General features: G+C 75.7%; 28 protein-coding genes. 13 read left to right on the top strand and 15 right to left on the bottom strand.

The window, feature by feature from the left end:
* Positions 1-97: 97 nt before the first annotated feature.
* From HLV61_RS01025 to HLV61_RS01015, 3 genes are all read right to left on the bottom strand, one after another.
* Positions 98-1,093 (bottom strand): cytochrome c oxidase assembly protein, encoded by a 996-nt coding sequence (locus tag HLV61_RS01025; RefSeq protein ID WP_369252081.1) that lies wholly within the window; start codon positions 1,091-1,093, stop codon positions 98-100.
* 86 nt (positions 1,094-1,179) lie between these two features.
* A complete protein-coding gene (locus HLV61_RS01020; protein ID WP_369252079.1) occupies positions 1,180-2,103 on the bottom strand; it encodes a cation diffusion facilitator family transporter in 924 nt (307 codons plus the stop codon).
* A 47-nt stretch (positions 2,104-2,150) separates the two neighbouring features.
* Positions 2,151-3,206, bottom strand: coding sequence for a M23 family metallopeptidase (locus HLV61_RS01015; RefSeq protein WP_369252077.1), 1,056 nt, complete (start codon positions 3,204-3,206; stop codon positions 2,151-2,153).
* Positions 3,207-3,788: 582 nt separating this feature from the next.
* Here HLV61_RS01015 and HLV61_RS01010 point away from each other — a divergent pair.
* The 3 genes from HLV61_RS01010 (at position 3,789) to HLV61_RS01000 (ending at position 7,050) form a co-directional block, all read left to right on the top strand.
* Positions 3,789-4,970 carry an alcohol dehydrogenase catalytic domain-containing protein gene (locus tag HLV61_RS01010; RefSeq protein WP_369252075.1) on the top strand — a complete coding sequence of 394 codons (1,182 nt, stop codon included), beginning with the start codon at positions 3,789-3,791 and terminating at the stop codon, positions 4,968-4,970.
* Positions 4,971-5,114: 144 nt separating this feature from the next.
* Positions 5,115-6,329, top strand: coding sequence for an MFS transporter (locus HLV61_RS01005; RefSeq protein WP_369252073.1), 1,215 nt, complete (start codon positions 5,115-5,117; stop codon positions 6,327-6,329).
* A 271-nt stretch (positions 6,330-6,600) separates the two neighbouring features.
* On the top strand, positions 6,601-7,050 hold the full coding sequence (locus HLV61_RS01000; RefSeq protein ID WP_369252071.1) for an aldo/keto reductase: 450 nt from the start codon (positions 6,601-6,603) through the stop codon (positions 7,048-7,050).
* Positions 7,051-7,057: 7 nt separating this feature from the next.
* Here the strand turns inward: HLV61_RS01000 and HLV61_RS00995 are convergent, their stop codons facing one another.
* Entirely contained in the window at positions 7,058-8,380 is a 1,323-nt protein-coding gene (locus tag HLV61_RS00995) for a D-arabinono-1,4-lactone oxidase (protein ID WP_369252069.1), read from the bottom strand.
* A gap of 105 nt (positions 8,381-8,485) precedes the next feature.
* On the opposite strand from HLV61_RS00995, the gene HLV61_RS00990 reads away from it, so the two are divergent.
* The gene (locus tag HLV61_RS00990) at positions 8,486-9,685 is read left to right on the top strand and encodes an alanine racemase (protein WP_369252067.1); all 1,200 of its coding nucleotides are present in this window, start codon (positions 8,486-8,488) and stop codon (positions 9,683-9,685) included.
* Positions 9,686-9,725: 40 nt separating this feature from the next.
* On the opposite strand, the gene HLV61_RS00985 is transcribed toward HLV61_RS00990, so the two are convergent.
* The 6 genes from HLV61_RS00985 to HLV61_RS00960 form a co-directional block, all read right to left on the bottom strand.
* Positions 9,726-10,121 carry a hypothetical protein gene (locus HLV61_RS00985; RefSeq protein WP_369252065.1) on the bottom strand — a complete coding sequence of 132 codons (396 nt, stop codon included), beginning with the start codon at positions 10,119-10,121 and terminating at the stop codon, positions 9,726-9,728.
* Between the two features lie 52 nt (positions 10,122-10,173).
* Positions 10,174-11,793 (bottom strand): ABC-F family ATP-binding cassette domain-containing protein, encoded by a 1,620-nt coding sequence (locus HLV61_RS00980; protein WP_369252063.1) that lies wholly within the window; start codon positions 11,791-11,793, stop codon positions 10,174-10,176.
* Between the two features lie 66 nt (positions 11,794-11,859).
* Positions 11,860-12,066 (bottom strand): three-helix bundle dimerization domain-containing protein, encoded by a 207-nt coding sequence (locus tag HLV61_RS00975; protein WP_369252061.1) that lies wholly within the window; start codon positions 12,064-12,066, stop codon positions 11,860-11,862.
* 118 nt (positions 12,067-12,184) lie between these two features.
* Positions 12,185-12,610 (bottom strand): DUF1801 domain-containing protein, encoded by a 426-nt coding sequence (locus tag HLV61_RS00970; RefSeq protein ID WP_369252059.1) that lies wholly within the window; start codon positions 12,608-12,610, stop codon positions 12,185-12,187.
* 10 nt (positions 12,611-12,620) lie between these two features.
* Positions 12,621-12,746 carry a hypothetical protein gene (locus tag HLV61_RS00965; protein WP_369252057.1) on the bottom strand — a complete coding sequence of 42 codons (126 nt, stop codon included), beginning with the start codon at positions 12,744-12,746 and terminating at the stop codon, positions 12,621-12,623.
* A 3-nt stretch (positions 12,747-12,749) separates the two neighbouring features.
* Positions 12,750-13,346, bottom strand: coding sequence for a class I SAM-dependent methyltransferase (locus HLV61_RS00960; RefSeq protein WP_369252055.1), 597 nt, complete (start codon positions 13,344-13,346; stop codon positions 12,750-12,752).
* 72 nt (positions 13,347-13,418) lie between these two features.
* Between HLV61_RS00960 and HLV61_RS00955 the strand changes: the two genes are divergently transcribed.
* The 4 genes from HLV61_RS00955 (at position 13,419) to HLV61_RS00940 (ending at position 16,813) form a co-directional block, all read left to right on the top strand.
* Positions 13,419-13,949: a GNAT family N-acetyltransferase gene (locus HLV61_RS00955; RefSeq protein WP_369252053.1), complete on the top strand. Its 531-nt coding sequence runs from the start codon at positions 13,419-13,421 to the stop codon at positions 13,947-13,949.
* Between the two features lie 32 nt (positions 13,950-13,981).
* Entirely contained in the window at positions 13,982-14,620 is a 639-nt protein-coding gene (locus HLV61_RS00950; RefSeq protein ID WP_369252051.1) for a hypothetical protein, read from the top strand.
* A gap of 39 nt (positions 14,621-14,659) precedes the next feature.
* Positions 14,660-15,727 carry a winged helix DNA-binding domain-containing protein gene (locus HLV61_RS00945; protein WP_369252049.1) on the top strand — a complete coding sequence of 356 codons (1,068 nt, stop codon included), beginning with the start codon at positions 14,660-14,662 and terminating at the stop codon, positions 15,725-15,727.
* 114 nt (positions 15,728-15,841) lie between these two features.
* Positions 15,842-16,813, top strand: a complete 972-nt coding sequence (locus HLV61_RS00940; RefSeq protein WP_369252047.1) for an aldo/keto reductase — start codon at positions 15,842-15,844, stop codon at positions 16,811-16,813.
* Here HLV61_RS00940 and HLV61_RS00935 read toward each other — a convergent pair.
* From HLV61_RS00935 to HLV61_RS00920, 4 genes are all read right to left on the bottom strand, one after another.
* A complete protein-coding gene (locus HLV61_RS00935; RefSeq protein WP_369252045.1) occupies positions 16,749-17,264 on the bottom strand; it encodes a DUF2127 domain-containing protein in 516 nt (171 codons plus the stop codon). The two genes, HLV61_RS00940 and HLV61_RS00935, sit on opposite strands and share 65 nt — an antisense overlap.
* Before the next feature lie 66 nt (positions 17,265-17,330).
* The gene (locus HLV61_RS00930; RefSeq protein WP_369252043.1) at positions 17,331-17,777 is read right to left on the bottom strand and encodes a nitroreductase family deazaflavin-dependent oxidoreductase; all 447 of its coding nucleotides are present in this window, start codon (positions 17,775-17,777) and stop codon (positions 17,331-17,333) included.
* Positions 17,778-17,985: 208 nt separating this feature from the next.
* Positions 17,986-19,209 carry a glutathionylspermidine synthase family protein gene (locus HLV61_RS00925; RefSeq protein WP_369252041.1) on the bottom strand — a complete coding sequence of 408 codons (1,224 nt, stop codon included), beginning with the start codon at positions 19,207-19,209 and terminating at the stop codon, positions 17,986-17,988.
* Positions 19,210-19,211: 2 nt separating this feature from the next.
* Positions 19,212-19,592: a hypothetical protein gene (locus HLV61_RS00920; RefSeq protein WP_369252039.1), complete on the bottom strand. Its 381-nt coding sequence runs from the start codon at positions 19,590-19,592 to the stop codon at positions 19,212-19,214.
* 129 nt (positions 19,593-19,721) lie between these two features.
* Between HLV61_RS00920 and HLV61_RS00915 the strand changes: the two genes are divergently transcribed.
* From HLV61_RS00915 to HLV61_RS00900, 4 genes are all read left to right on the top strand, one after another.
* Positions 19,722-20,567 (top strand): formate/nitrite transporter family protein, encoded by an 846-nt coding sequence (locus tag HLV61_RS00915; RefSeq protein ID WP_369252037.1) that lies wholly within the window; start codon positions 19,722-19,724, stop codon positions 20,565-20,567.
* Positions 20,568-20,593: 26 nt separating this feature from the next.
* Positions 20,594-22,195, top strand: a complete 1,602-nt coding sequence (locus HLV61_RS00910) for a helicase HerA-like domain-containing protein (RefSeq protein ID WP_369252035.1) — start codon at positions 20,594-20,596, stop codon at positions 22,193-22,195.
* An 83-nt stretch (positions 22,196-22,278) separates the two neighbouring features.
* Positions 22,279-23,196: a KPN_02809 family neutral zinc metallopeptidase gene (gene ypfJ / locus HLV61_RS00905; RefSeq protein ID WP_369252033.1), complete on the top strand. Its 918-nt coding sequence runs from the start codon at positions 22,279-22,281 to the stop codon at positions 23,194-23,196.
* 4 nt (positions 23,197-23,200) lie between these two features.
* The gene (locus HLV61_RS00900) at positions 23,201-23,980 is read left to right on the top strand and encodes an enoyl-CoA hydratase/isomerase family protein (RefSeq protein WP_369252031.1); all 780 of its coding nucleotides are present in this window, start codon (positions 23,201-23,203) and stop codon (positions 23,978-23,980) included.
* A gap of 20 nt (positions 23,981-24,000) precedes the next feature.
* Here the strand turns inward: HLV61_RS00900 and HLV61_RS00895 are convergent, their stop codons facing one another.
* Positions 24,001-24,843 (bottom strand): siderophore-interacting protein, encoded by an 843-nt coding sequence (locus tag HLV61_RS00895; RefSeq protein ID WP_369252029.1) that lies wholly within the window; start codon positions 24,841-24,843, stop codon positions 24,001-24,003.
* A gap of 311 nt (positions 24,844-25,154) precedes the next feature.
* On the opposite strand from HLV61_RS00895, the gene HLV61_RS00890 reads away from it, so the two are divergent.
* Positions 25,155-26,021, top strand: a complete 867-nt coding sequence (locus HLV61_RS00890) for a hypothetical protein (RefSeq protein ID WP_369252027.1) — start codon at positions 25,155-25,157, stop codon at positions 26,019-26,021.
* Positions 26,022-26,052: the final 31 nt, after the last annotated feature.

Below are 26,052 nucleotides of genomic sequence, written 5' to 3'. Positions count from 1 at the left end.
CGCCGTCGTGTGCAGCGCCGTCGTGTGCAGCGCCGTCGTGTGCAGCGCCGTGGTGTGCAGCGCCGTCGTGTGGGCCGTCGGGTCCGGAGCCGCCGGATCAGGAGCCGGAGCGGGCGGCCAGTTCCCTGAGGCGGGCGTTGTAGGCCTCGAGCTCGGCGTCGTCCGTGCGGACGGCGGCCCGGTCCATGCGGCGGCCGCGGCGGTCCTCCGAACCCATCCAGCTGGCGAGCACGACGAGCATCACCAGCACGGTCGGCACCTCGCCGAAGGACCAGGCGATGCTGCCGGCGGTGTTCTGGTCGGCCAGCGGGTCCACGCCCCAGCCGGCGGGCGGGTCGGCGAAGGTCCGCACCACCAGCGCCGACGACATCATGATCGCGACGCCGAAGAAGGCGTGGAACGGCATCGGGATCAGCAGCTCGAGCATCCGGCCGCCGTGGCCCACCTGCCGCGGCCACGGGTCCTGGGCGAGGATCGGGCCGAAGAACAGCAGCCCGGTGACGGTGAAGTGGGCGAGCATGAACTGGTGGCCGAACGGGTCGCTCATCAGCGCGTCGAAGACCGGCGTGAAGTAGACGCCGTAGAGGCTGACCAGGAACAGCGGCAGCGTGAACAGCGGGTGCGACACGAAGCGCGCCACCCGGCTGTGCAGGGCGTCGAGCAGCAGCGCCCGCGGGACGCCGGCCACTCCCCTCCCCCGAGGCAGTGACCGCAGCGCCAGCGTCACCGGCCGCCCGAGCAGCATCAGCAGCGGCGCGACCATGGACAGCACCATGTGCTGGGCCATGTGCACGCTGAACAGCACCATGCTGTAACCGCTGAGCCAGGTCCCGGTGACGGCGAACAGCGACAGGCAGCCGGCCGCCCACGACGCCGTCCGCCACCACGGCCAGGCCACGCCGGAGCGGCGCAGCCGGACGAGGCCGACGGCGTAGACCAGCACGCCGAGCAGGGCGAGGACCGGCAGCACCGACCACGCGTCGAGGTGGGGCAGGAACACCCGTCCCCACGTGGGTGGCTCGCCGGGCACCCACATGCCCGAGTGGTGCCCGTGCTCCACCTGCGCCTCCAGTCCCTCCGACGTCCTCCCCACTGTCCCACCGGCGGAAGCCGACCGGGCGGCCCCCTCGCAGGGGCCCGCAGCGAGGGGAGCGAGTGGTGGGGGCGAGGGGTCCTCCCTCAGTCGTGGACGGGGGCCTCGTGGCCGGCGTGCGTCTCGGCCTCGATCTGGAAGGTGCAGTGGGCGACGTCGAAGTGGTCGCCCAGGCAGGTGCCGAGAGCGTCGAGGACCCGGCCGCCGTGGCCGGCCGCCAGCGCCTCGTCGGTGACGACGACGTGCGCCGAGAGCACCGGGAGCCCGGAGGTGATCGTCCAGGCGTGCAGGTCGTGGACGCCGATGACGCCCGCCACGCCGAGGAGGTGCGCCCGGACCTCGTCGAGGTCGACGTCGCGCGGCGCGGCCTCGAGCAGCACGTCCAACGACTCGCGCAGCAGCGCCCACGCCCGCGGCAGCACCAGGCAGCCGATGAGCAGCGCGGCGATCGTGTCGGCCGGTGTCCACCCGGTGAGCGCGACGACGCCGGCGGCGACGAGGACGGCCACCGAGCCGAGCGCGTCGCCGAGCACCTCGAGGTGCGCGCCCCGGACCGCGAGCGAGCCGCGGCGGCCGCGGTGCAGCAGAGCCAGCCCGGCGAGGTTGGCGGCCAGGCCGACGGCGGCCACGGCGAGGACCACCCCGGAGGAGATCTCGGGCGGGTCGCCGATGCGGCGTACCGCCTCCACGAGCACCACCACCGCGACACCGGCGAGCAGCAGCCCGTTGGCCACCGAGGCGAGGATCTCCACCCGCTGCCAGCCGAAGGTCCGCCGTCCGCGGGCGGGGCGCTGGGCCAGCGTCACCGCGCCGAGCGCCAGGCCCACACCGAGCGCGTCGGTGGCCATGTGCCCCGCGTCGGCGAGCAGGGCCAGCGACCCGGAGACCAGCGCCCCGACGACCTCGGCGACGAGGACGGCCAGCGTCAGCCCGAGGACGACGGCCAGCCGCCCGCGGGACGCCCCCGCGGCGGTGCCGTGCGCGTGCCCGTGCGAGTGCCCGGCTCCCATCGGCCCACCTCCCCCCGCAGTGTCCTCCGGACCTGCCGGGAGGCTGCTCAGATGGCGACGCCGCGCTCCCGCAGCCACGGGACCGGGTCGACCTTCTCGCCGCCGATGCCGCCGACGTGCACCTCGAAGTGCAGGTGCGGACCGGTCGACTGCCCGCGGTTGCCGAGCAGGGCGATGGTGTCACCGGCGCGGACCACCTGGCCGGGCTGCACGAGGATCTCCTCCATGTGCCCGTAGACGGTGACGTCGCCGTTCCCGTGTTGGACGTAGACCGCGAGCCCGAAGCCGGCGGCCGGGCCGGCCTCGAGGACGACGCCGTCGGCGGCCGCGTACTCCGGCGTGCCGATCGGCGCGGCCAGGTCGATGCCGGCGTGCAGCGTGCCCCAGCGCGCACCGAAGGTGCTGCTGAGCCGCGCGCCGTCCACCGGCAGGACGGTCGTGGGCCGGGCGGCCTCCGCGGCCGCGGCGGCGGCCGCCTCCTGCACGACCCGGTCCGCGTCGGCCTGGGCCTGGGCGGCCGCGGCCTCCTGCGCCTCGCGGGCGGTGCGGCTGGCGGTCACCTCGCCGAGCAGCGTGGCGTCGGAGCGCAGGGTCGCGGCCTCGGCGGCGGCCGGCACGTCCCGGTCCCCGATGCCGAGCTCCTCGGCCACGCTCACCGAGGCGCTGACCGCCCCGGGGCCGTCGGCCTGGGCGACGCGGTCGCCGAAGGAGAAGGAGCCGACGCCGACGGCGCCCACCAGGGCGGCGGCGAGGTAGAACGCCGGACGGCGCTGCGGCAGCCGCAGCAGCCGGGCGATCGGCCGGTGCCGGCCGTGCCCGGCGACGACGGTGACCGGGACGCGCTCGGCATCGCCGGCGGTGTCGGTGTCGCCGGCGATGCCGGTGTCGGTGTTGATGCCGGTGCCGGTGCCGTCGGTGGCGGCGTCCCCGGGGATCGCCACGGGGTCGGCCGCGACGGCGGCCCGCGCCTGGGCGTCGGCGGCCCCGGTCAGGTCGGCGAGGTCGGCGACGTCGGCGAGGGCGCTCGCCGGCTCGGCCGGGCGCACCTCCCGGGCCACGACGACGGTGTCGGCGCGGCGGCCGACCACGACGTTGCCGGTCACCACGACGGTGCGGACCTCGAGGTCGGCGGCGGGAGCTGCCGGAGCGGTCGCGGTGCGCCGGTGGGGCGTCGGCCGGGGGCTCGGGCGGTGGGCGGGACGGGACTCCCCGGTCGCCGACGTCTCCCCGTGACGTCGGTGCGGGGTGGGCCTCGAGGCCTCCGCGGCATCGGCGGGTCGCCGGTCGGGCGACACCACCGGTGCGTTCCGGAGGGGGGTGCCGGCCGCGGGATGAGCGGCCGTCCCTCCGTCGAGGAGGCGGTCGGGGTGGAGCTCGGTCATGCACCTGACTTCCGTCGGGGACAGGGACGTACTGCTGCGGAGCCCGGGGGAGCGGGCGGGACCCATGTAAACACGCTGTGACCGTTACGTGATCTGGAGACCGGGGTATGGAGGGTCGGCCGTGTGGCACGGGCCACAGAGCTGCACGGATGTACTTCGACGCCCCGTCGAACGGACGTCACAGAACGTGAGGGGCGCGCCGGTTGAGCGTTGAACCAGGGGCGATGAGGCCCACAGCGGGCACGAGGACCCTGGACGCCCCTTCCGGCGCCGCCCCTGCACACGATCCGAGGAGAGGTCCCCGTGCGCGCAGTCACCTGGCACGGACGTGCCGACGTTCAGGTCGACACCGTCCCCGACCCGACGCTGCAGGAGGACACCGACGTCATCGTCGAGGTCACCTCGAGCGGGATCTGCGGATCCGACCTGCACCTGATCGAGGTGATGGCGCCGTTCATGACGAAGGGCGACGTCATGGGCCACGAGCCGATGGGCGTCGTCCGCGAGGTCGGCTCGGCGGTGACCGCCGTGAAGCCCGGTGACCGCGTCGTCGTCCCGTTCAACATCTCCTGCGGCAGCTGCTGGATGTGCTCGCAGGGCCTGCAGTCGCAGTGCGAGACCACACAGAACCGCGAGAAGGGCTTCGGCGCCTCGCTGTTCGGCTACACGAAGCTCTACGGGCAGGTGCCGGGCGGTCAGGCCGAGTACCTGCGGGTGCCCTTCGGCAACACGCTGCCGATCAAGGTCCCCGAGGGCGCGCCCGACGACCGCTTCGTCTACCTCTCCGACGTCCTGCCCACCGCGTGGCAGGCGGTGCAGTACGCCGCGACGCCCCCCGGCGGCACGCTGCTGGTGCTGGGGCTCGGGCCGATCGGCGACATGTGCACCCGCATCGCCCACCACCTGGGCATCGACGACGTCTACGCCTCCGACGTCGTCCCGGAGCGGCTCGCCCGCGCCGCCGCGCGCGGCACCCACGTCATCCGCACGACGAAGAAGGACGACGTCGTCCGGGCGATCCAGGAGGCGACCGCCGGCCGCGGCGCGGACGCCGTGATCGACGCCGTGGGCATGGAGGCGCACGGCTCCCCGCTGGCCAGCATGGCGCAGAAGGCCACCGCCGTCGTGCCCGACGCGATCATGGAGCGGGTCATGCAGGTGGCCGGCGTCGACCGCCTGGCCGCGCTGAACACCGCCATCGACGCGGTGCGCCGCGGCGGGACGATCTCGCTGTCGGGCGTCTACGGCGGGGCCACCGACCCCCTGCCGCTCATGCGGATGTTCGACAAGCAGATCCAGCTGCGGATGGGCCAGGCCAACGTGTGGCGCTGGGTGCCCGACATCCTGCCGCTGCTGGTCGACGGCGACCCGCTCGGCGTCGACGACTTCGCCACGCACCGCGTGCCGCTCGAGCAGGCACCGCAGGCCTATGCGGACTTCCGCGAGAAGAAGGACGGCTCGGTCAAGGTGCTGCTGCGGCCCTGACCCGACTGTGACCACACCCACCGGCCGTGCGGGGCATGCCCCGCACGGCCGGTGGCTTGCCTCTCGGTAGACCGCCCCTCTTCGGGTCCTCCGGACGACGACGTCCGCGCTCCCCGTCCGCCTCGTCGTCCCCTGGAGTCCCTCGTGCCCCGTGGCCTGCTCGCGCTGGCGGTCGGCGCCTTCGGCATCGGCACCACCGAGTTCGTCGTCATGGGCATGCTGCCCGAGATCGCCGACGGCCTCGGCGTCTCGGTGTCCGCCGTCGGCCTGCTCATCTCCGCCTACGCGGTCGGCGTCGTCCTCGGCGCCCCGACCCTCACCGCGCTCGGCGTGCGCTTCTCGCCCCGCCAGACCCTGGTGGCGCTGATGGTCGTGTTCGTCGTCGGCAACGCCCTGTCGGCGGTGGCCCCCACCTACGAGACCCTCGCCGCGGCGCGGGTGCTCACCGCGCTGGCACACGGGTCGTTCTTCGGCGTCGGCGCGGTCGCCGCGCGGAAGCTGGTCCCGCCGGAGCGGGCCACCCAGGCGATCTCGCTGATGATGGTCGGGCTGACGCTGGCCAACGTCGTCGGCGTCCCGCTCGGGACGTTCGTCGCCCAGCAGCTGAGCTGGCGCCTGGTGCTCGGCGCGGTCGCCGTCATCGGCCTGGTCACCATCGCCGGGCTGCTCGCCTGGCTGCCCGCCGGCGCCGGGGAGCGCGGCGACCTGCGCGCCGAGCTCGCCGCCTTCCGACGCGGTCAGGTGTGGCTGGTGCTCGGCCTGACGATGGTCGGGTTCGCCGCGCTGTTCTCCGTCTACAGCTACGTCAGCCCGATCCTCACCGACCTCGCCGGCATCTCCGAGGGCTGGGTGACCCCGGTGCTCGCGCTGTTCGGCGTGGGCACCACCGTGGGCACGCTGGCCGGCGGCCGCCTGGGCGACCGGTTCGGCTGGTCCTTCGTCGTCGCCGGGCTGCTCACCACCGCGGCGCTGCTGGCCGCCTTCGCCTTCCTCGCCCGCTCCCCCGTCGCCGCGGTGGTCCTGCTGGTGCTGTTCGGCACCGTGGCCTTCGCGATGGGCCCGGTCGTGCAGAACGGCGTCATCGAGGCCGCGCGGGTGCGCGGCGGCAGCCTGGTGTCGGCGGCCAACCAGGCGGCGTTCAACGTGGCCAACGCCGTCGGCGCCGCGCTGGGCGCGCTGGTCATCTCCCTCGACCTGGGCTACACCGCGCCGATGTGGGTCGGCGCCGTCCTGGCGCTGGCGGGCAGCGGGCTGGCGCTCGTGGCCCGGCGGTCCGACCGGCGGGAGACCGCGCGGGTGACCGCCGACGTCAGCGCCTGGCGGACCGAGGTGGCCGGCCGGCTGGACCGGGCGGCCTGAACCGGGGTCCGATCGCGCACGACGGGTACGAGGCGGTCGTGACGCCGACGACCGCCGAGCGGTCAGGACGGTCCGCACTCGGGGACCGCACGGTCAACCGGCTCGGCTACGGCGCGATGCAGGTGGCCGGCCCGCACGGACCAACGAGGTCGTCCGCGAGGCCCTGCACCCCCATCCCGAGCAGCTGACCAGCGTCACGAAGGTCGGCGCCCGGCGGACGCCGGAGGGCGGGTGGCCCGAGGCCCAGTCCCCCGCCGAGCTGGAGCAGGCGGTGCACGACGACCTCGACCACCTCGGCGTCGACGTGATCGACGTGGTCGACTCCACCGCGACGACGCAGCAGGTCGCCGAGGCGCGGGCGATCGCGCCGGTGGTGTACGTGCAGGACCACCACGACCTCGTGCACCGCGACGACGACCCGATGGTCGACGCGCTGGCCCGCGAGGGCGTCGCCTACGTGCCGTTCTCCCCGCTGGGCGGCTCCACGCCCCTGCAGTCGGCGGCGCTGGAGACGGTGGCGCGGCGGCTGGAGACCACGCCGATGCGGGTGGCGCCGGCCTGGCTGCTGGCCCGCTCGCCGAACGTCCTGCTCATCCCGGGCACGTCGTCGGTGGCGCACCTGGAGGAGGACCTGCAGGCCGCCGCCCGCGTGCTCGGGCCGGCCGAGATGGCCGACCTCGACCGCATCGGCGGCAGCGGGGAGCCCGACGTCGACCTCTGACTCGTGCTCACGCCTGCCCTCCGCCCGCCCCGACCGGGCCGAGCACCCGGTCGAGGTGGGCGTTGGCGAACACGCCGGCCGGGTCGAGCCGCTCCCGCAGCGCGGTGAACTCGCCGAACCGCGGGTGGCGGCCGGCCAGGACGGCGGCGTCGAGGCCGTGCAGCTTGCCCCAGTGCGGGCGCCCGCCGGCCGCGCCGGCGATCGCCTCGAACGCCGCGAACCAGCCGCCGGAGCGATCGCGGGCGGGCACGTGGACGGCGACGTAGGCGGTGTCGCGGCCCCGGGCGGTGGACAGCGGCACGTCGTCGGCCGCGGCCACCCGCACCTCCACCGGGAACGGAGCCCGCTCCGGCCCGGCGTCGACCACCCGACGCAGCTCGGCCAGCACCCCGGGTGCCGCCGCCCGCGGGACCGCGTACTCCATCTCGCGGAAGCGCACCCGGCGGCGGGAGACGAAGACCCGGTGCGCGACGTCGGTGTAGGTGCGCGCGCCCAGCGCGCCGGCGGACAGGCGGGCCAGCGGCGGCACCAGCGCGGGCACCCGGCGGCCGGCGGCGACGACGGCGGCGAAGCCGGCGTTGGCGAGCACCTCGTCGTCCCGGAACGCCCGCACCCGGCCGAGCGGGGCGACCTGCTCCAGCGGCACCCGGGTGTTGCGCTTGGTCAGGCAGCGGTCGGTGTGCGGGAACCAGTAGAACTCGACGTGGTCGGTGGCCGTCATGACCTCGTCGAACGCGTCGAGCAGGTCCGGCAGCCGGGCCGGCCCCTCCTCCGCGCGCAGGGCGAACGCCGGCACCGCCTGCAGCGTGACCGTGCTCAGCACACCGAGCGCGCCCAGGCCGATGCGGGCCGCGGAGAACACGTCGGGGTGCTCGGCGGGCGAGCAGCGCAGCACCTCGCCGCCGGCGGTGACCAGCTCGAGCGCCCGCACCTGGGTGGCCAGGCCGCCGAAGCGGGCGCCGGTGCCGTGGGTGCCGGTGGACAGGGCGCCGGCGACGGTCTGCCGGTCGACGTCCCCGAGGTTGGTCAGCGCCCAGCCGCGGGCGGCCAGCTCGGCGTTCAGGCGGTGCAGCGGCATCCCGGCCTGCACGGTCACCAGCCCGCCGTCGTCGACCCCGACCAGCCCGGCGTGCCGGTGCAGCGCCAGGGCGACGTCCTCCGGGCGGCCGATCCCGCTGAAGGAGTGCCCGCTGCCCAGCGCGGTGACCCGACGGCCCGCCGCCGCGGCCGCCCGCACCTCGGCGGCGATCCCCTCCGTCCCGGCGGGGGCGACGACGGTCAGCCCGGCCGCCCGCTGGTTGCCCGCCCAGTTGCGCCAGGTCCCGGCCACGCTGCCCCTCCTCCGGTGTCGGCGGCAGTGTGTCGGCCCGCGTCGAGCGCGTCGAGGCCCGGCGCGCTTGCCATCACGGGCGGCCGGCCGGGAGGCTCAGGGACCGTGACCCCGGCCCGTGCCCGGCTCGACGCCGCGACGGCGGACCTCGACCCGCCGCTCGCCGTCCTCGACCTCGACGCCCTCGACGCCAACGCCGCCGACCTGACCCGGCGGGCCGGCGGACGGCCGATCCGGGTGGCGAGCAAGTCGGTGCGCAGCCGCGCGGTGCTGCGCCGGGTGCTGGCCCGGCCGGGCTTCGCCGGCGTGCTCGCCTACACGCTGGCCGAGGCGCTGTGGCTGGCCGGCGGGGACGACCCGGTGTGCGACGACGTCGTCGTCGGCTACCCGAGCGTCGACCGGGCGGCGCTGCGCCGGTTGCTGGCCGACCCCGCGCTCGCCGCCCGCGTGACGCTGGTGGTCGACTCACCCGACCACCTCGACGCCGTCGACGCGGTGGCCCCGCCCGGGAGCCGCCCGCCGGTGCGCGTCTGCCTCGACCTCGACGCCTCGCTGCGTGCCGCCGGCGGCCGGGTGCACGTGGGGGTGCGCCGCTCCCCCGTGCACGACCCGGCCGGCGCGGCCGCGCTGGCCCGGGCGGTGTGCGACCGGCGCGGCTTCGCCCTGGTCGGCCTGATGGCCTACGAGGCGCAGGTGGCCGGGGTGCCCGACGCGCCGCCCGGGCGCCCGTTGCGCGGTCTCGCGGTGCGCGGCGTGCAGGCGCTGTCACTGCGCGAGCTGGCCGGGCGGCGGGCGGCGGCGGTGGCCGCGGTGTCGACGGTGGCGCCGCTGGGGTTCGTGAACGGTGGCGGCACCGGCAGCCTCGAGCGGACCGCCGCCGACGCCGCCGTCACCGAGCTGGCCGCGGGCTCGGGCCTCTACCAGCCGACGCTGTTCGACGGGTACCGCGCCGTCCGCGGCCGGCCGGCCCTGCTCTTCGCGCTGCCGGTGACCCGCCGACCCACGGCCGGGACCGTGACCGTGGCCGGCGGCGGGTGGATCGCGTCGGGCCCGCCCGGTGCCGACCGGCTTCCGCGCCCGGTGCACCCGCCCCGGTTGCGGCTGCTCGGCACCGAGGGCGCCGGGGAGGTGCAGACGCCGCTGCGCGGGCCGGGCGCCGACGGGCTGCGGGTGGGCGACCGGGTGTGGTTCCGCCATGCGAAGGCCGGTGAGGTGTGCGAGCACGTCGACGTCCTGCACACCCTCGCCGGCGACGCGCGCACCGGCGCCGTCCCCACCTACCGCGGCGAGGGCCGGGCCTTCTGAGCGGCAGGAATGGCCATCTCCGCCGCCCGGCCCGGCCGGTTCAGTCGGCGTCGTTGGCGAGGAGGGCGCGGGCCTCGGCTGCCTCGTCGTCGTCGAAGCCCATGTGGTCCGACTGGTTGCGGCGGGCGACCTGCGCGTCGATCCAGCGCCGGTGCGCCTCCCACGCCGACTGCCGGGTGGCGCCGAGCGCGCGGCCGATCTGCGCCCACGACGCGCCCGTCGTCCGCGCGGTGCGCACGGTGAGCTGCCGGCCCTGGGCCGCGCGCCGGGCGATCACCTCGCCGAGTGCCAGCAGCTCCAGCGCCTCGTCGCGGTCGAGCGGCCGCAGCCCCTGGGGGTCGTCGGGATCGGCCAGGGAGTCCCGCGCGCGAAGTTCCTCGTAGCGCCGGACCGCGCTGCCGAGGGTGTGCTGCCGTTCCAGGTCGTCGACGTCCACGACCCAGCGTCCGTCAGGCTGCCCTGACAGTCAAGCCGGCCTGACGGGGCGGTCAGCGGGCGCGGACCACCCGCGTCTCGTCGAACACCGGCTCGGCGGACTCGTACACCCGTCCGTCGGCGCCGAAGACGAGGAACCGGTCGAAGGACCGGGCGAACCAGCGGTCGTGGGTGACGGCGAGGACGGTGCCGTCGAACGCGGCGAGTGCCTCCTCCAGCGCCTCGGCGGACAGGACGTCGAGGTTGTCGGTGGGCTCGTCCAGCAACAGCAGCGTGGCGCCCGACAGCTCGAGCATCAGCACCTGCAGCCGGGCCTGCTGCCCGCCCGACATGGTGCGGAACGGCTGGTCGGCTGCGTCGGTGAGCCCGTAGCGGCGCAGCGTCGCCATCGCCCGGCCGCGGTCGACGCCGGGCCGGCCGGGCTCGCCGTGCCACAGCAGGTCCACCGGCGTCCGGTCCAGCCACTCCGGATGGGCGTGGGTCTGCGCGAACATCCCGGGCACCACCCGCGCCCCGAGCCGCCAGGACCCGGTGTGCGCGACGTCGGCCCCGGCCAGCAGCCGCAGGAAGTGCGACTTGCCCGCACCGTTGGCCCCGAGGACGCCGACCCGGTCGCCGTACCAGACCTCCAGGTCGAACGGCTGCATGAGGCCGGTCAGCTCCAGCTGCTCGGCCATGACGGCCCGGACGCCGGTGCGCCCGCCGCGCAGCCGCATCGTCACCCGCTGCTCCGGCGGGCGGTCCGGCGGTGGCCCGGCCGCCTCGAACTTCGCCAGCCGGGTCTGCGCCGCCGAGTACCGGCTGGCCATGTCCGGGGAGTTGGCCGCCTGCTGCTGCAGCGTCCGCACCAGGTCCACCAGCCGCTGGTGCTCCTCCTCCCAGCGCCGGCGCAGCTCGGCCATCCGCTCGTGCCGGGCGGCCCGCGCGCCGGGGTAGCCGGCCCAGCCGCCGCCGTGCACCCACGCCGTCCGGCCCTCGACGGTGACCACCCGGTCGGCGACGGTCGCGAGCAGCTCGCGGTCGTGGCTGACGAACAGGACCGTCTTGCGGGTCTCGAGCAGCCGCTGCTCGAGCCACCGCTTGCCGGGGACGTCGAGGTAGTTGTCCGGCTCGTCGAGCAGCAGCACCTGCTCGGGCCCGCGCAGCAGCGCCTCCAGCGCCAGCCGCTTCTGCTCACCGCCGGAGAGCGTGGACAGCTCGCGGTACTTGCACCGGTCGTAGGGGACGCCCAGGGCCGCCACGGTCACCGTGTCCCAGGTGACCTCGGCGTCGTAGCCGCCGGCGTCGCCCCACTGCGCCAGCGCGCCGGCGTAGGCCAGCTGCGCGGGCTCGTCGTCGGTCTCCATGAGGGTGAGCTCGGCGGCCTCGAGGGCGTCCCACGCGGCGCGCACCGCCGGGGCGGAGAGGTCGACGAGGAAGCGCTGCACCGTGGTGTCGTCGCGCACCGAGCCGATGAACTGCCGCATGACGCCGAGCCCGCCGCTGCGGGCGACGGAGCCGGCCTCGGGCACCAGGTCACCGGCGATGATCCGCAGCAGCGTCGTCTTCCCGGCGCCGTTCTCGCCGACCAGCGCCGCCCGGGCGCCGTCGCCGACCCGGAACGAGACGTCGTCCAGCAGCACCCGGCCGTCCGGCAGCGTGTGCCGGACCCCGCTCACGTCGACGAAGCCCACCCGGTCATCGTCCGGGGCGCGGCAACCGGATTCGGCGGGGGGGGGGGGGGGGGGGGGGGGGGGGGGTCAGCCGACCGACTGCAGCCGGGTGCGCGCGAGCCGCTCCACCATCTCGGGCAGCGCGGTCGCCGGGACGCCGCTGAGGTCCCGGCGGGCGGAGCGCACCACGCGACCGACGACCTGGGGTCGGAGCCGGGTGCCGAACTCGTCCACGAGGCGGGTGACGGCCTGCTCGACGGCGGGGTCGGCGGTGTGCTGCTCGGGAAGCGTCATGGGCGCGCGGGACTCCTCGTGCGGTCCGGTGCCAGGGGGGACGGTGTCCACCGTGGCGTGCGGGGACGCGGTGATCCAGGGACCTAGGTCCCCGCCGCAGGCCGTCCCGGCGTGTCGGTCAGGAGACGAAGTACGCGTTGCCGCCCGAGGACGTGACCGCCGCGGCGTCGCGCACCAGCGTGGCCAGTTCGCCGGCGTCGACGCGGTCGAGGGAGGAGAAGCGGATGCAGCTCTTGCCGCAGGACACCTTCCCGAGCCGCTCCGCGCGGACCTCGGGCAGGTACTCCCCGTCGACGACGGCGCAGACGTACAGCGACAGGTGCCGCTTCTGCGCGGCGAGGGCGATCAGCGGCCACCGGGTGGTCTCCCTCGCCGACCGCGGCCGGTAGGGCATCAACCCGTAGCCGAGCACCTGCCCGGCACCGGCCGGGACGAGCTCCCGGTCCAGCCCGGGCGCGGCCTCGCGCACCAGCGCGTCGACCCGCCGCAGCTCGGCCTCGCGCGGCCCGGCCGCGGCGAACCACTCCTCGATCGGATCGGACACGGCCGCCTCCTCACTCGAGGACGAGGGAGAGCACCGTCGCACCGGCCGCGAGCACCATGGCCAGCACGATCACCGCGGCCACGAGTCGCCGCCGCCGCTCGGCTCCGGGGCCGCCGGCCCCGCCCATCCCCATCACGCCTCAGACGCTAGCGCCGGGGGACGACGGTCGGCGTCCCCAGAGCAGGGTGTCCAGCGCGGTCCCGGCGGGCGTCGCGCGCGGCACGGTCTCCAGCCGGTCGACGTCGAGCAGCCCGGCCACCGGCGCCAGCCTGCGCGGGCTGTGCAGGATCACCGGGTCCTGCGGCCCGCCCACGCCGTGCGCGAGGTTGTCGACGTCGTGCCCGAGCAGCAGCAGCCGCCCGCCCGGCCGCAGCCAGCCCACCGCGTGGCGCAGCACGTCGGTCATCGCGGGGTCGGGCAGGTGCAGGTAGGCGACCAGCACGAGGTCCAGCGCGTCCGGCGGCGCGGACCACCCGGTGACGTCGGCGGTCACCCAGGTGACCCGGTCGGCGCCCGGCTGCGCCCGCCCGCGCGCCAGGCCGGTGGCCGAGAAGTCGACGGCCGTGGCCCGCCAGCCGAGCCGGGCCAGCCACAGCGCGTGCCGCCCCTCCCCCGCCGCCAGGTCCACCGCGTCGCCCGGCGGCAGGTCCGCCACGAGCGAGGCGACCAGCGGGTTGGGCTCCCCCGACCACTGCTGCCTCTCGGCGTACCGCGCGTCCCAGTCCCCGGCCTGCACGGGCGGGAGTCTGTCAGCGCCGGCACCGTTCCCGCGGGTGCGCGCCGCCCGGGCCGGGGTCAGGCTCGACCCGTGCCCGCCGTCCGGCTCGTCCCCTTCCAGCCCGAGCACCTGCCGGCCGTCACGCCGTGGTTCGACGACGGCGAGACGCGGCGCCGGCTCGGCGGGCGTGACTGGCCGGTGCGTGAGCTGGCGCTGCGCAGTACCCGGTGGACCGACGAGTTCCGCGGGCGGCAGGTCCTGCGCACCCACTCCTTCGTGGCGCTCGACGACGACGGCCGGCCGGTGGCCCAGATCGGCGGGGACGTCTACGACCGCTGGACGCTGTGGGACCCGGTCACCGAGCGCGTCCTGTCCACCGACCCCCGCCGCACCATGGGCTCGGCCTACGTCGTCGCCCCGGCGTACCGCGGTCGCGGGTACGGCCGGGCGGCCCTGCGGGCGCTGCTGGCCGCCCCGGAGACCGCCGACGTCGAGCAGTTCGTCCTGGGCATCGAGCCGGACAACGCGGCGAGCCTGCGCATGGCCGCCGCGGTGGGCTTCACCCCGCTCACCACCGAACCCGACGCGGAGGACATGGTCCACCTGCACCTGCTGCGCTGACCGGGCACGGGCCCGTACCCCAGGATGACCTGGTGCCCGCACACGTCTCCGTGCCCGAGGACCTCGTGCTGCACGGTCCCCGCGTCCTCGGGCTCGCCTCACCCGGCCGGATCGCCGACCGCTTCGGCCTCGACCGCGACGAGGTCGAGGACCGGCTGCTGGAGTTCGCCGCGCGCGGGTGGGTGGTGCACACCCGCTTCGCCGACGGCGGCGGGTGGTCGCTGACCGAGGCCGGCCGGGTCGAGGACGAGCGCCGGATGGCCGCGGAGCTGGAGCTGACCGGGACGCGCGAGCAGGTCGCGGAGGCCCACACCCGGTTCCTGCCGCTGGACAGGCGCTTCGGCAGGGTGTGCACCGACTGGCAGCTGCGGCCCACGCGCAGCGAGCCGATGGCGGCCAACGACCACACCGACCGGCGGTGGGACGAGCGCGTCCTGCGGGCGCTGGCCACCCTCGGCCGCGACCTCGCCGCGGTCACCGACCCGCCGGCCCGGTGCCTGCAGCGCCTCGACGGCTACTCCGCCCGCTACCTGGCCGCGCTCGCGCGGGTCGACCACGGCGAGCGGCGCTGGGTGGACTCCCCCGAGGTCGACTCCTGCCGCACGGTGTGGAGCCAGCTGCAGGAGGACCTGCTGGCCACGCTCGGGATCGCCCGCGGCGCCGACAGCTGAGCGGGGCCGGACGTCGGCGGGAGGTGGCACCCTCGCGCCATGACGACGGCCACGCCCCGGGAGGTCGCGCTGCTGCGGCTGGTCGCCCAGCGGGTGGCCGGCCCGCCGTTCCCGGACGCCGCCGCGGCGGTGCGCGGGCTGCTCGCCGTCCAGGGGCAGGACTGGCCCGGCGCGGTCACCTCGGTGGCACTGCGCACCGCCGACCGCTCGCGGGCCGGGGTGCAGGCGGCGTGCGAGGCCGGCGCCGTCGTCCGGTCGTGGCCGATGCGCGGCACGCTGCACCTGACCCCCGCGGAGGACCTGCCCTGGATGCTCGGGCTGCTCGGCACCCGGGCGCTGGCCGGGGCGGCGAAGCGGCGGGCCGTCGTCGGGCTGACCGAGGACGACCTCGAGCGGTCCCGCGGGGTCGCCGTCGCGGCGCTGTCCGGCGGGCGGCGGCTGGGGCGCAGGGAGCTGCTGGCGGTCCTCGCCGAGGCCGGCTGCGCGGTCGCGGGCCAGCAGGGCTACCACACGCTCTGGTACCTCTCGCAGACCTCGACGCTGGTGCTCGGCCCGGTCGAGGGCGGCGACCAGGCGTTCGTGCTGCTCGACGAGTGGGTGCCCGTGCCGCGGCGGCTGGACCGCGAGGAGGCGCTGGCCGAGCTGGCGCTGCGCTACGTCACCGGGCACGGGCCGGCCACGGTCGCGGACCTGGTGCGCTGGGCCGGCACCACCGTCCGGGACGCCCGCGCGGGTCTGGCGGCCGTGCGCGACCGGCTCACCTCGGTCGACGTCGACGGCACCGAGATGCTCATGGACCCGGCCACCCCGGAGCGGCTGGCCGCCTGCCGCGCCGACGCCGAGGGGCTGCACCTGCTGCCCGGCTTCGACGAGGTCGTCCTCGGCTACGCCGACCGCACCTGCACGGTGCCGCCCGAGCACGCCGACCGCATCGTCCCCGGCGGCAACGGGGTCTTCCGCGCGACCGTCGTCACCGGCGGGCAGGCGGTCGGGACCTGGCGGTGGACCGGGACGGGCGCCCGCCGGCGGGTGGAGGCCGAGCCGTTCACCACGTTCCCCGACGGCGTCGCCGGGCGCGTGCCCGAGCTGGCCGCCGCGCTGCCCTGACCGGCGCGGTCGCCGGGCGCGGGACGCGGGCGCAGGGTGGGCGCATGGAGACGACGGCATGAGGGCGACGGCATGAGGGCGACGGCATGAGGGCGACGGCATGAGGGCGACGGCATGAGGTACGTGCGCCTGGGCGCCACCGGCCTGGAGGTCTCGCGGATCTGCCTGGGGATGATGAGCTTCGGCGAGCCCGGGCGCGGGATGACGCCGTGGAGCCTGCCGGAGGACGTGGCGCTGCCGCTGATCCGCGCGGCGCTGGAGGCCGGCGTCACCTTCCTCGACACCGCCAACGTCTACTCGGCCGGCGGCAGCGAGGAGATCACCGGCCGGGCTATCCGCGAGTTCACCACCCGCGACGACGTCGTCCTGGCCACCAAGGTGCACGGCCGGATGCGCCCGGGTCCCAACGGCGGCGGGCTGTCGCGCGTGGCGATCCTGCGCGAGCTCGAGGCGAGCCTGCGGCGGCTGCAGGTCGACCACGTCGACCTCTACCAGATCCACCGCTGGGACCCGGCCACGCCGATCGAGGAGACCCTCGAGGCGCTGGACTCGTGCGTGCGCAGCGGCAAGGTCCGGTACCTCGGCGCCAGCAGCATGTGGGCCTGGCAGTTCGGCAAGGCGCTGCACCTGGCCGGCGAGCGCGGCTGGCACCGGTTCGTGTCGATGCAGGACCACTACAACCTGCTCAACCGCGAGGAGGAGCGGGAGATGCTGCCGCTGTGCGCCGACCAGGGCATCGGCGTCATCCCGTGGAGCCCGCTGGCCCGCGGCCGGCTCACCCGCGACTGGGACGAGACGACGAACCGGTCGGAGAACGACGCGTTCGGCGGCCGCCTGTACGACGAACGCAGCGACCGCGCCATCGTGGAGCGGGTCGCCGAGGTGGCCCGCGAGCGCGGTGTCGCGCGGGCGCAGGTGGCGCTGGCCTGGCTGCTGGCCCAGCCGGTGGTCACCGCACCGATCGTCGGCGTCACGAGGGCGGGCCACCTCGACGACGCCGTCGCCGCGGTGGAGCTGTCCCTCACCGACGAGGAGGTCGCCCGCCTCGAGGAGCCGTACCGCCCGCACGCCGTCGCCGGCTTCTGAGCCGCCGGTACTCGCGCAGCACGAGCACGACGACGGCGAGGTCGAGCGCCGCCGCGGCCCACATCGACCAGGCGTCCCGGTCCACCGCCCGGTACACCTCGAAGGCGCAGAAGAGCCCGAGGACCGCGGCGGCGACCGGGTAGGCGGGCAGCACCTCCCGGAGCAGGGCGACGACGAGGCCGAGCTTCACCAGGCCGTGCAGGGTCAGGTAGAGGACGGCGAAGGTCCGGTCGCCCCCGCCCAGGGCGGCCTCGCCGGCGGCCAGGCGCTCGGCCAGGGCGCCGTGCGGGCTGCCGAGGAGGTGGTGCTCGACGACCCGGCGGAGCAGGCCCGCCAGCGGCCGCGGGCCCGCCACGAGCAGCGCCAGGCCGGCGAGCAGCTCGACCGCGCCGTCGAGTCCCTTGAGGAACAGCGCGGCGCGCAGCAGCCGGTCGGTGGTCGTGCCCGGCATCGTCCCGGAGCCGGGCGGGGCGCGTCCAGGTCCCCCCGGCCGCCGCTCCCGCCCGCCGGCCGGCGGTCAGTCCCTGCGCTCGACCAGGAAGACGGGGATGGCCCGGTCGGTCTTCTGCTGGTACTCGGCGTAGGGCGGGTAGGCGGCCACCGCGCGCTCCCACCACTCGGCCTTCTCCTCGCCGGTGATCTCGCGGGCGACGCCGTCCCACGGCTCCGGGCCGTCCTGCACGCTCACCTGGTCCGGGTACTTCCGCAGGTTGGCCACCCAGGCGGGGTCCTTCGGCGCCCCGCCCTGGGAGCCGACCATCGCGTAGACGCCGTCCTTCTCGACCCGCATGAGCGGCTGCTTGCGGACCTTGCCGGTGCTGGCGCCGCGGGTCGTGAAGACCACGACGGGCAGGCCGGTGTCGAGCAGCGTGTTCGCCTCCCGGCCGCCGGTGGCCTCGTAGCGCTCGACCTGGTCGCGGACCCACTGCTGCGGACTGGGCTCGTACTCCCCCTCGACTGGCATGACCCGACCGTAGTTCCGCCCCCGGACGCCCGCCGACCGACGAGTCCCGGCCTGCCGCGGAGTCGGTCCAGGGACAGCCGACGGCAGGAGGACCGCCGTGGCGTGGCTCGTCGACGAGTACCGGCTGTTCGTGGTCCCGCGCGTTGCTCGGCCGCGGCCGGCAACGGCGTCACGCCGCTCACCCACCGGCCCGCGTGAGGCCGGGCGCTCAGCGGGCGTCGACGGCGTGCGGGACGAAGAAGCTCAGGTTGTCGGTGATCAGCCCGTCGCTCTCCCGGATGCCGAGGCCCGCCGGCTCGCCGTCGACCACCCAGGCACCGAGCACCGGGTGGTGCGGGCCGTCCACGCCGGCGAAGTCCGGCAGCGGCGCGAACTCCTGGACGACGAAGCCCTCGGTGCCGTAGCGGCCGGGAAGCGCGGTGACCACCTGCCCGTCGCGGACGATCTGGACGTTGGCGCCCTCGCGGCCCCACAGCGGCTTGCGCACGTAGTCCCGCCACGTCGAGGGCATCTCGTCGGCGAAGTACGCCGGCAGCAGCAGCTCGCCGAGCACCGGGTCGCTGCCGAAGAGCTGCCACAGCACCGGCAGCAGCGCCTTGGTGCTCCACAGCATCTTGTAGACCGGCTCGATCCACGTCGTCCCGCCCGGGCGCGCGGCGTCGGCGAGGACGGCGGCGCCGAACTCGTCGTCGACCAGCCACTCCCAGGGGTAGAGCTTGAAGACGAGGTCGACGTGGCGACCCGACGGGTCGTAGAAGCGGCCGTCACCGGAGTCCAGCGCGAGGTCCTCGACCAGGACCTCGACCGCCTCGTACCCGGCCTGGACGACGGTGTCCATCAGGTAGGCGATCGTCATGCGGTCCTCGCCGGAGGTCTCCGCGTTGGTCCAGGCCAGGTGCACGCGCGGCCGCACCCCGGTCCGCCGCTCCCACCGGGTGAGGTTGCGCTGCCAGGCGGCCACGAGCTTCTCGTGCAGCGCGTTCCACTGGTCGCGGCCCTGCCCGGTGAACAGGTGCCAGTTCCACTGGGTGACCGCCGCCTCGACCAGCCCGGTCGGGGTGTCGGCGTTGAACTCCAGCAGCTTGGGCGGGCCCTCGCCGTCGTAGCGCAGGTCGAACCGGCCGTAGACGCTCGGCGGCTCCCCCTCCCAGGTGGCGCGGATGCCGGAGCGGGCGACGAGCGGGATGCCCATCCGGTCGAACAGGTCGTTCTCGACGACGTGGTCGCCGGCGGCCACGCACATCTCGAACAGCTGGGCGACCGCGCCCTCGAGCCGCTCCACCTCCGCGGCGGTGAAGTCGTAGTAGGGGCCCTCGCGCCAGTAGCTGCGGACCTCGCCACCCGGCGTCGTGGTCCGGTTGTAGACCAGCCCCTGCGCCTCGACCTCGGCCTCCCAGCCGGGCCGGACGATGCCGCCCTCGACGCGCCGCACCCCTAGGAGCCCGAGCCGCCGGTGCCCGACCCGATGCCGCCGGTCACCCGCTGCCCGGCCGACACCTTGCCGGTGCCGGGCAGGCCGTAGCGCTGGCGGGCGGCGGTGTCGCGCGGGTCGACCCGCGTGCCGCCGCGGGGCAGCACGCTGCCCACGGGCAGGCCGGGGCGGAAGGCGCCCAGGTAGAGGAAGAAGAGGCCGCCCCCGCCGCCGCGGTAGTCGTCGTCGCAGTAGTCGTCGTCGACGATCTCGCCGTCCTCGTTGGTGCAGTAGGCGACCTGCTCCTGCTCGTCCTCGGAGCCGCAGCCGGCGAGGAAGCCGGTGGCGGCGGTCGCCAGGACCGTGGTGGTCAGGGCGCTGCGCACCCGGTTCGAGAACGCCATGGGCTCCTCCCCGTCCGATCGTCGACCGCAGACCCTAGGGCCACGGTCCCACCGGCCGCGTCCCCGGGCGGCACGGACGGTCCCGTGCCGCTAACGTCCCGGGACGACGCCGCAGCCCCGGGAGGCGCGATGACCGCCAAGGAACCCGCCGAGGTCGCCAAGGTCGCCAGCGCGACCGGTGCCAAGAAGGTGCACCGCACCTGGGACCGTGTCCTCGTCAGCGCCTTCCTCGCCGGCGCCTACATCTCCTTCGGCGCGCTGGTCGCCGTCACGGTGTCCTCCGGCCTGGACACCGACACCTGGGGCACGCTGCCGACGCTGTTCATGGGCGCGGCCTTCACCCTCGGCCTGGTGCTCGTGCTCGTGGCCGGCTCCGACCTCGCCACCGGCAACATGATGCTGGTCCCGCTCAGCGCGATGAACGGCAAGATCAGCGTCGGCGACGTCGTCCGGAACCTCACGCTCGTGCTCGTCGGCAACCTGGTCGGCGCGCTGTTCGTCGCCTACTTCCTGGCCGTCTCCACCGGCGTCATCGGCGACCCGGACAGCACCGGCAGCGCCCAGCTCACCTTCACCCGGCTGGCCGAGATCGCCGACGGCAAGGTGCACCACACCGTGTGGGAGACGTTCCTGCGCGGCGTCGGGTGCAACTGGCTGGTCTGCCTGGCCGTGTGGATGTCGCTGGCCTCCAGCAGCGTCGCCGGGAAGATCCTCGCCGTCTTCTTCCCCGTCATGGCCTTCGTCGCGATGGGCTTCGACCACGTCGTCGCCAACATGTTCTTCCTGCCGGCCGCCCACTTCGCCGGCGTCGAGGGCCTCGGGTGGGACGACACGCTGGTCAACTGGCTGGTGGCGGGCGCCGGCAACCTGGTCGGCGCGGTCGTCTTCGTCGGTACGTCCTACTGGTACCTGTTCCTGCGCGACGCCCCGGACGCCGTCCCGAGCACCGGCGCGGAGCCGGCCGAGCGCGCCTGAGCGGTCCCGTCGCTACGGTCGCTCGCGTGAGCGAGCCGAGCACCCCAGTGACGGACGACGAGACCGCTGCGGCGGCTGCGCGCATCGCGGCCGGCTACGCCGTCGCGGGCCCCGCCCTCGACCTCGGCGCCGTGTCCGTCGGCGGCCGGACGCACCCGGACGCGCAGGTGCGGCTCCCGCTGTCGGTGCTCAACCGGCACGGCCTGATCGCCGGTGCGACCGGCACCGGCAAGACGCGCACGCTGCAGCTCATGGCCGAGCAGCTCTCGGCCGCCGGCGTCCCGGTGGTGCTCGCCGACCTCAAGGGCGACCTGGCCGGGCTGGCCCGTCCCGGGGAGGCCACCGAGCGGGTCACCCGCCGGTCGGCCGACACCGCCGACCCGTGGCAGCCGACCGGCTTCCCCGTCGAGTACCTGGCGCTCGGCGGCCTGGGCACCGGCGTCCCGGTGCGGGCCACGGTCAGCGACTTCGGCCCCACCCTGCTGGCCAAGGTGCTCGGCCTCAACGCCACCCAGGAGAGCTCGCTGGGCCTGGTCTTCCACCACGCCGACGAGGCCGGGCTGCCGCTGCTCGACCTCGCCGACCTGCGCGCGCTGCTCACCTGGCTGACCAGCAAGGAGGGCAAGGAGGAGCTCGCGGGCCTCGGCGGGCTGTCCAAGGCGACGGCGGGCGTCGTGCTGCGCGAGCTCGTGGCGCTGGAGGACCTCGGCGGCGACGTCTTCTTCGGCGAGCCGGCGTTCGACCCCACCGACCTGATCCGCACTGCACCCGACGGCCGCGGCGTCATCAGCGCCGTCGAGCTGCCCGCCGTCGCCGACCGGCCGGCGCTGTTCTCCACCTTCCTGATGTGGCTGCTCGCCGAGCTGTTCGAGGAGCTGCCGGAGGTGGGCGACCTGGACGCCCCGAAGGTCGTCTTCTTCCTCGACGAGGCGCACCTGCTCTTCAGCGGCGCCAGCAGGGCCTTCCTGACCGCGGTCACCCAGACCGTGCGGCTCATCCGGTCCAAGGGCGTCGGCGTCTTCTTCGTCACCCAGCAGCCCACCGACGTCCCCTCCGACGTGCTCGGCCAGCTCGGCAACCGGGTGCAGCACGCGCTGCGCACCTTCACCCCCGAGGACGCCGACGCGCTGAAGAAGACCGTGCGCACCTTCCCGCGCAGCGACGTCTACGACGTCGCGGAGCTGCTGACGACGCTGGGCACCGGCGAGGCCGCGGTGACCGTGCTGTCCGAGCGCGGCGCGCCGACGCCGCTCGCGTGGACGGTGCTGCGGGCGCCGCGGGCGTCCATGGGCACCGTGGAGCCCGGGGCGATGGCCGCGGCGGTGGCGGCCTCGCCGCTGCAGACCCGCTACGGCACCGCCGTCGACCGCGAGTCGGCGCGGGAGATGCTGGCCGCCCGGCTCGCGCCGCCGCCTCCGGCCCCGACCCGGACCCGGACCCGGACCCCAGCGCGGGCCGAGGAGCCCGCGCCCCGGCGGCGGCCTCGCGAGGCCGCACCGGAGGAGGAGCGCGGGGTGCTCGGGGACCTCGTGGCGTCGTCGGCCTTCCGCTCCTTCGCCCGGTCGGCGGCCAGCACGCTCGGCCGTGAGCTGACCCGCGGCCTGTTCGGGACCCGCCGGCGCCGCTGACCCGTGGGCCGCCTCCCCGGGTGCGGGCGAGCCGGACCGGTGGCACGGTCGAGCGGCACGCACAACGGGGAGGGCACAGGGCGATGCGGTACAGGGAGGGCGGCGACCTCGACACGTCGCACGTCCAGGACCGGCGGGGCAGGGGCGGGAGCCTCGGCGGCGGCCGCGGGATCGCCGTCGGCGGCGGCGGGCTCGGCCTGGTCGGGCTCATCGTCGTCGTGCTGGTGCAGGTGCTCGGGGGCGGCGGGGGCGGCGCCGGCGGCGGCCTCGGCGCACTGGCCGGGCTCGGCGAGGGCGAGACGGCCGACACCAGCACCCTCGCGCAGTCCTGCGACGACAGCGGCGACGCCAACGACTCCGTCGAGTGCGCCGTCGTCGCCGACATCGACTCCATCCAGGACTACTGGTCGCAGACGCTCGACGGGTACGTCCCCACGCAGACGGTGTTCTTCTCCGGCCAGGTGCAGACCGAGTGCGGCGGGGCGACCTCCGGATCGGGGCCGTTCTACTGCCCGGCCGACCAGCTCGTGTACATCGACCTGACCTTCTTCGACACCCTGCGCAGCCAGTTCGGCGCCGAGGGCGGCGCCTTCCCGAACGCCTACGTACTCGCCCACGAGTACGGCCACCACGTGCAGAACCTGCTGGGCACCAACCGGCAGGTCACCCCCGGCGACGCCGGTGCCGACAGCGGCAGCGTGCGGCTGGAGCTGCAGGCCGACTGCTACGCCGGCACGTGGGCCAACCACGCCGAGACCGTCCCCGACGAGTCCGGGGCGCCGCTGATCGCCGACATCACCCAGGACGACGTCGACCGCGCGCTGGACACCGCCGGCCGCATCGGCGACGACTTCATCCAGGAGGAGCTCGGCGGCGGCACCGTGGACCAGGACGCGTTCACGCACGGCTCGTCCGAGCAGCGCCAGCGCTGGTTCCTCACCGGCTACGAGACCGGCGACCCGGCGCAGTGCGACACCTTCGCCACGGACGACCTGGGCTGAGCGGGTGGCCGAGCACCTGCGGGTCAGCCGCGACGGCGCCGTCGCCGTCCTGACCATCGACCGGGCGGACAAGCGCAACGCGCTCACCGCCGGCATGTGGGCCGCGCTGCCCGGCGTCCTGGCGGAGCTGGCCGCCGACCCGGACGTCCGCGTGCTGGTCGTCACCGGCGCCGGCCCGAGCTTCTGCGCCGGCGCGGACATCTCCGACCTGCTCGGCGGGCCCGACGCCGAGGACCCGATGGCGCAGCTGCGCCGCGACAACCTCGCCGCGCAGGCCGCGCTGCGGGACTTCCCCCGGCCGACGATCGCGATGATCCGCGGCCACTGCATCGGCGGCGGGGTGGAGCTGGCCACCTGCTGCGACCTGCGCTTCACCGACCCGACCGGCGTCTTCGGCGTCACCCCGGCCAAGGTCGGCATCGTCTACACGCCGACGTCGACCCGCCAGCTCATGGACCTCGTGGGCCCGGCGACGACCCGTTACCTCCTCTACTCCGGAGAGCTCGTCGACGCCGACACCGCACTGCGCACCGGCCTGGTCGACCGCCTGCTGGCCGCCGGCGACCTGGCCGGCGAGGTGCGCCGGTTCGCCGAGGTGCTCGCCGGCCGCTCGGCGCTCACCCAGCGTGCGGCCAAGGAGGTCACGGCGGCGCTGGCCGGCGGCGGGGACGCCGAGGAGGTGGCCGGGCGCTGGTACCGCGAGACGATCGCCTCCGGCGAGCTCGCCGAGGGCGTCGCCGCCTTCGCCGGACGCCGCGACCCGCGGTTCCCCTGGACGGGCTGACCGGACCGGCTGACCAGCCCTCAGGCGACCGACAGGCCGGCGTCCTCGGCCTCGACGGCGGCGTTCCACTGCGGCTTCTCGGCCTGCCAGCGGTCCTCGGTGCTGCCGATCCGCCAGTAGCCGGACACCGACAGCCGCTCCCGCGGGGCGCCGAGCCCGGTCCGCACGAACCGGCGCAGCTCCCGGACGGCGCCGGCCTCGCCGTGCACGAACACGTGGACGTCGCCCACGGGCAGGTCGGCCGCGAGGACGGCCGCGACCAGCGCCACGCCGGGCGCCCCGCTGCGGTGCACCCAGGTGACCCGGACACCGGGGCCGGCGACGAGGTCCTGCTCCTCCTCGGGTCCGGCCACCTCCAGGAAGACCTCGGCACGCGCGTCGGCCGGCAGCGCCTCGAGCGCGGCCGCGATCGCCGGCAGCGCCGTCTCGTCACCGGCCATGAGGTGCCAGCCGGCGTCCCCGGCCGGGCTGTAGGCGCCGCCGGGGCCGAACAGCTGCAGCGTGTCGCCGGGGCGGGCGGACAGCGCCCACGGTCCGGCGACGCCCTGGTCGCCGTGCACGACGAAGTCGATGGTCAGCTCGCCGGCCTCGGTGTCCCACGAGCGGACGGTGTAGGTGCGCGTCACCGGCCACTGCTCGCGCGGGAGCCGGGCCTGCACGTCGTCGACGTCGAAGGGGGCGGCGTAGGGGGCACCGGGCGGCGGGAAGAGCAGCTTGACGTAGGAGTCGGTGTGCCCGGGCGCGAAGCCGGCCAGCCCCTCCCCGCCGAGGACGACGCGGACGACGTGCGGCGTCACGTGGCCGGTGCGCACGACGGTGCCGGTGCGGGGCACCCGCCTGCGGCGCGGGGACTGCTCGGCCACGGGGCCTCCTCTACTCAGGTGAGGCACACCTTACCCGCGCGCCCGACGTGACCGACGTCGGTTTCCGGACCGTCACGTCCGGGTAGCCCCTGGCCTGCGGGAACGGCGACGTCGCCGGGCGCGGTCTGCCAGCCGGCCGGCTCCCGGCCCGCTCTTCCCCACGGTCCACCGGGCCGGCGCGCCCCGCGCCGCCGACCCTGCTCCACCCGCTCCACCTGCATCCATTCGGGCGACGACCGTCGCCGGGATGTGTGTGAGTGATCCATTACTGGGTAGCGCCAGCCTCGACCGAGATCCACTCAGGAGGAACGATGACCCACTCCATCGACGCCCCCCTCCCGCCGCCGCCCTCCTCGGGCGCGACCGGCTACGGGGACACGAGTACGACCTCGACCACCACGACCACCTCGGGCTCGCCGTCGACCGCAGACGTGGCGAAGGACGAGGCGCGCAACGTCGGCGAGACCGCCAAGCAGGCCGGGTCGCAGGTCGCCACGACCGCCGCGGACCAGGCCAAGAACGTCGTGGCCGAGACCAAGCATCAGGCGCAGAGCCTGCTCGACCAGGGTCGCACCCAGGTCCGCCAGCAGGCCGTCTCGCAGCAGCAGAAGGCCGGGCAGAGCCTGTCGAGCCTGGCCGACCAGCTGCGCGGCATGGTCGAGGGCAACGCCCCCGCTCCCGGCCCCGCCCGCGACCTGCTCCAGCAGGGCGCCAGCAAGGTCGAGGAGTTCGCGACCCTGCTGCAGAACCGCGAGCCGGCCGACCTGCTCGACGAGGTGCGCTCCTTCGCCCGCCGCAAGCCGGGCGCCTTCCTGCTGGGCGCCGCGCTCGCCGGGATCGTCGCCGGTCGCCTGACCAGCGGTGTCAAGGCCGCGCACAGCGCCGACTCGTCCTCGGGCGGCCGGTCGCAGCTCACCTCGACGCCGTCGACCTACTCCTCGGGCAGCAACTACGTCGACCCGGCCCCGACCTACATGGGCTACGAGTCGACCGGTGACTACGAGACGACCACCGGCTACGAGACGACGACGTCCGGCTACGGCGAGCACTCGGCCACGCCGGGCACGCCGCTGCCGCCGCCGCCCTACGGCACGGTCCCGCCCGCCGGCAGCGTCGTGCCGCCGGCCGCGCCCGCCGGCTGGGACGACCCCAGCCGCCGTCCGGGCCAGGGGGTCTGAGCCGTGAGCTCCCCGTACTCCGGCGCCACGC

Origin of the sequence: Geodermatophilus amargosae (genome assembly GCF_041028265.1) — a bacterium.
GTDB classification, from domain to species: Bacteria; Actinomycetota; Actinomycetes; order Mycobacteriales; family Geodermatophilaceae; genus Geodermatophilus; species Geodermatophilus amargosae_A.
Note: the sequence above shows the minus strand (reverse complement) of the source record. Positions and strands in the feature narration are given on the sequence as shown.

Bases quoted from the DNA above. Each gene is read 5' to 3' on its own strand.
- HLV61_RS00915 (WP_369252037.1), top strand. From the start codon at position 19,722: ATGACCGCCAAGGAACCCGCCGAGGTCGCCAAGGTCGCCAGCGCGACC.
- HLV61_RS00940 (WP_369252047.1), top strand. From the start codon at position 15,842: ATGAGGTACGTGCGCCTGGGCGCCACCGGCCTGGAGGTCTCGCGGATC.
- HLV61_RS00945 (WP_369252049.1), top strand. From the start codon at position 14,660: ATGACGACGGCCACGCCCCGGGAGGTCGCGCTGCTGCGGCTGGTCGCC.
- HLV61_RS00890 (WP_369252027.1), top strand. From the start codon at position 25,155: ATGACCCACTCCATCGACGCCCCCCTCCCGCCGCCGCCCTCCTCGGGC.
- HLV61_RS00935 (WP_369252045.1), bottom strand. From the start codon at position 17,264: ATGCCGGGCACGACCACCGACCGGCTGCTGCGCGCCGCGCTGTTCCTC.
- HLV61_RS00920 (WP_369252039.1), bottom strand. From the start codon at position 19,592: ATGGCGTTCTCGAACCGGGTGCGCAGCGCCCTGACCACCACGGTCCTG.
- HLV61_RS01020 (WP_369252079.1), bottom strand. From the start codon at position 2,103: ATGGGAGCCGGGCACTCGCACGGGCACGCGCACGGCACCGCCGCGGGG.
- HLV61_RS00975 (WP_369252061.1), bottom strand. From the start codon at position 12,066: ATGACGCTTCCCGAGCAGCACACCGCCGACCCCGCCGTCGAGCAGGCC.
- HLV61_RS00930 (WP_369252043.1), bottom strand. From the start codon at position 17,777: ATGCCAGTCGAGGGGGAGTACGAGCCCAGTCCGCAGCAGTGGGTCCGC.
- ypfJ (WP_369252033.1), top strand. From the start codon at position 22,279: ATGCGGTACAGGGAGGGCGGCGACCTCGACACGTCGCACGTCCAGGAC.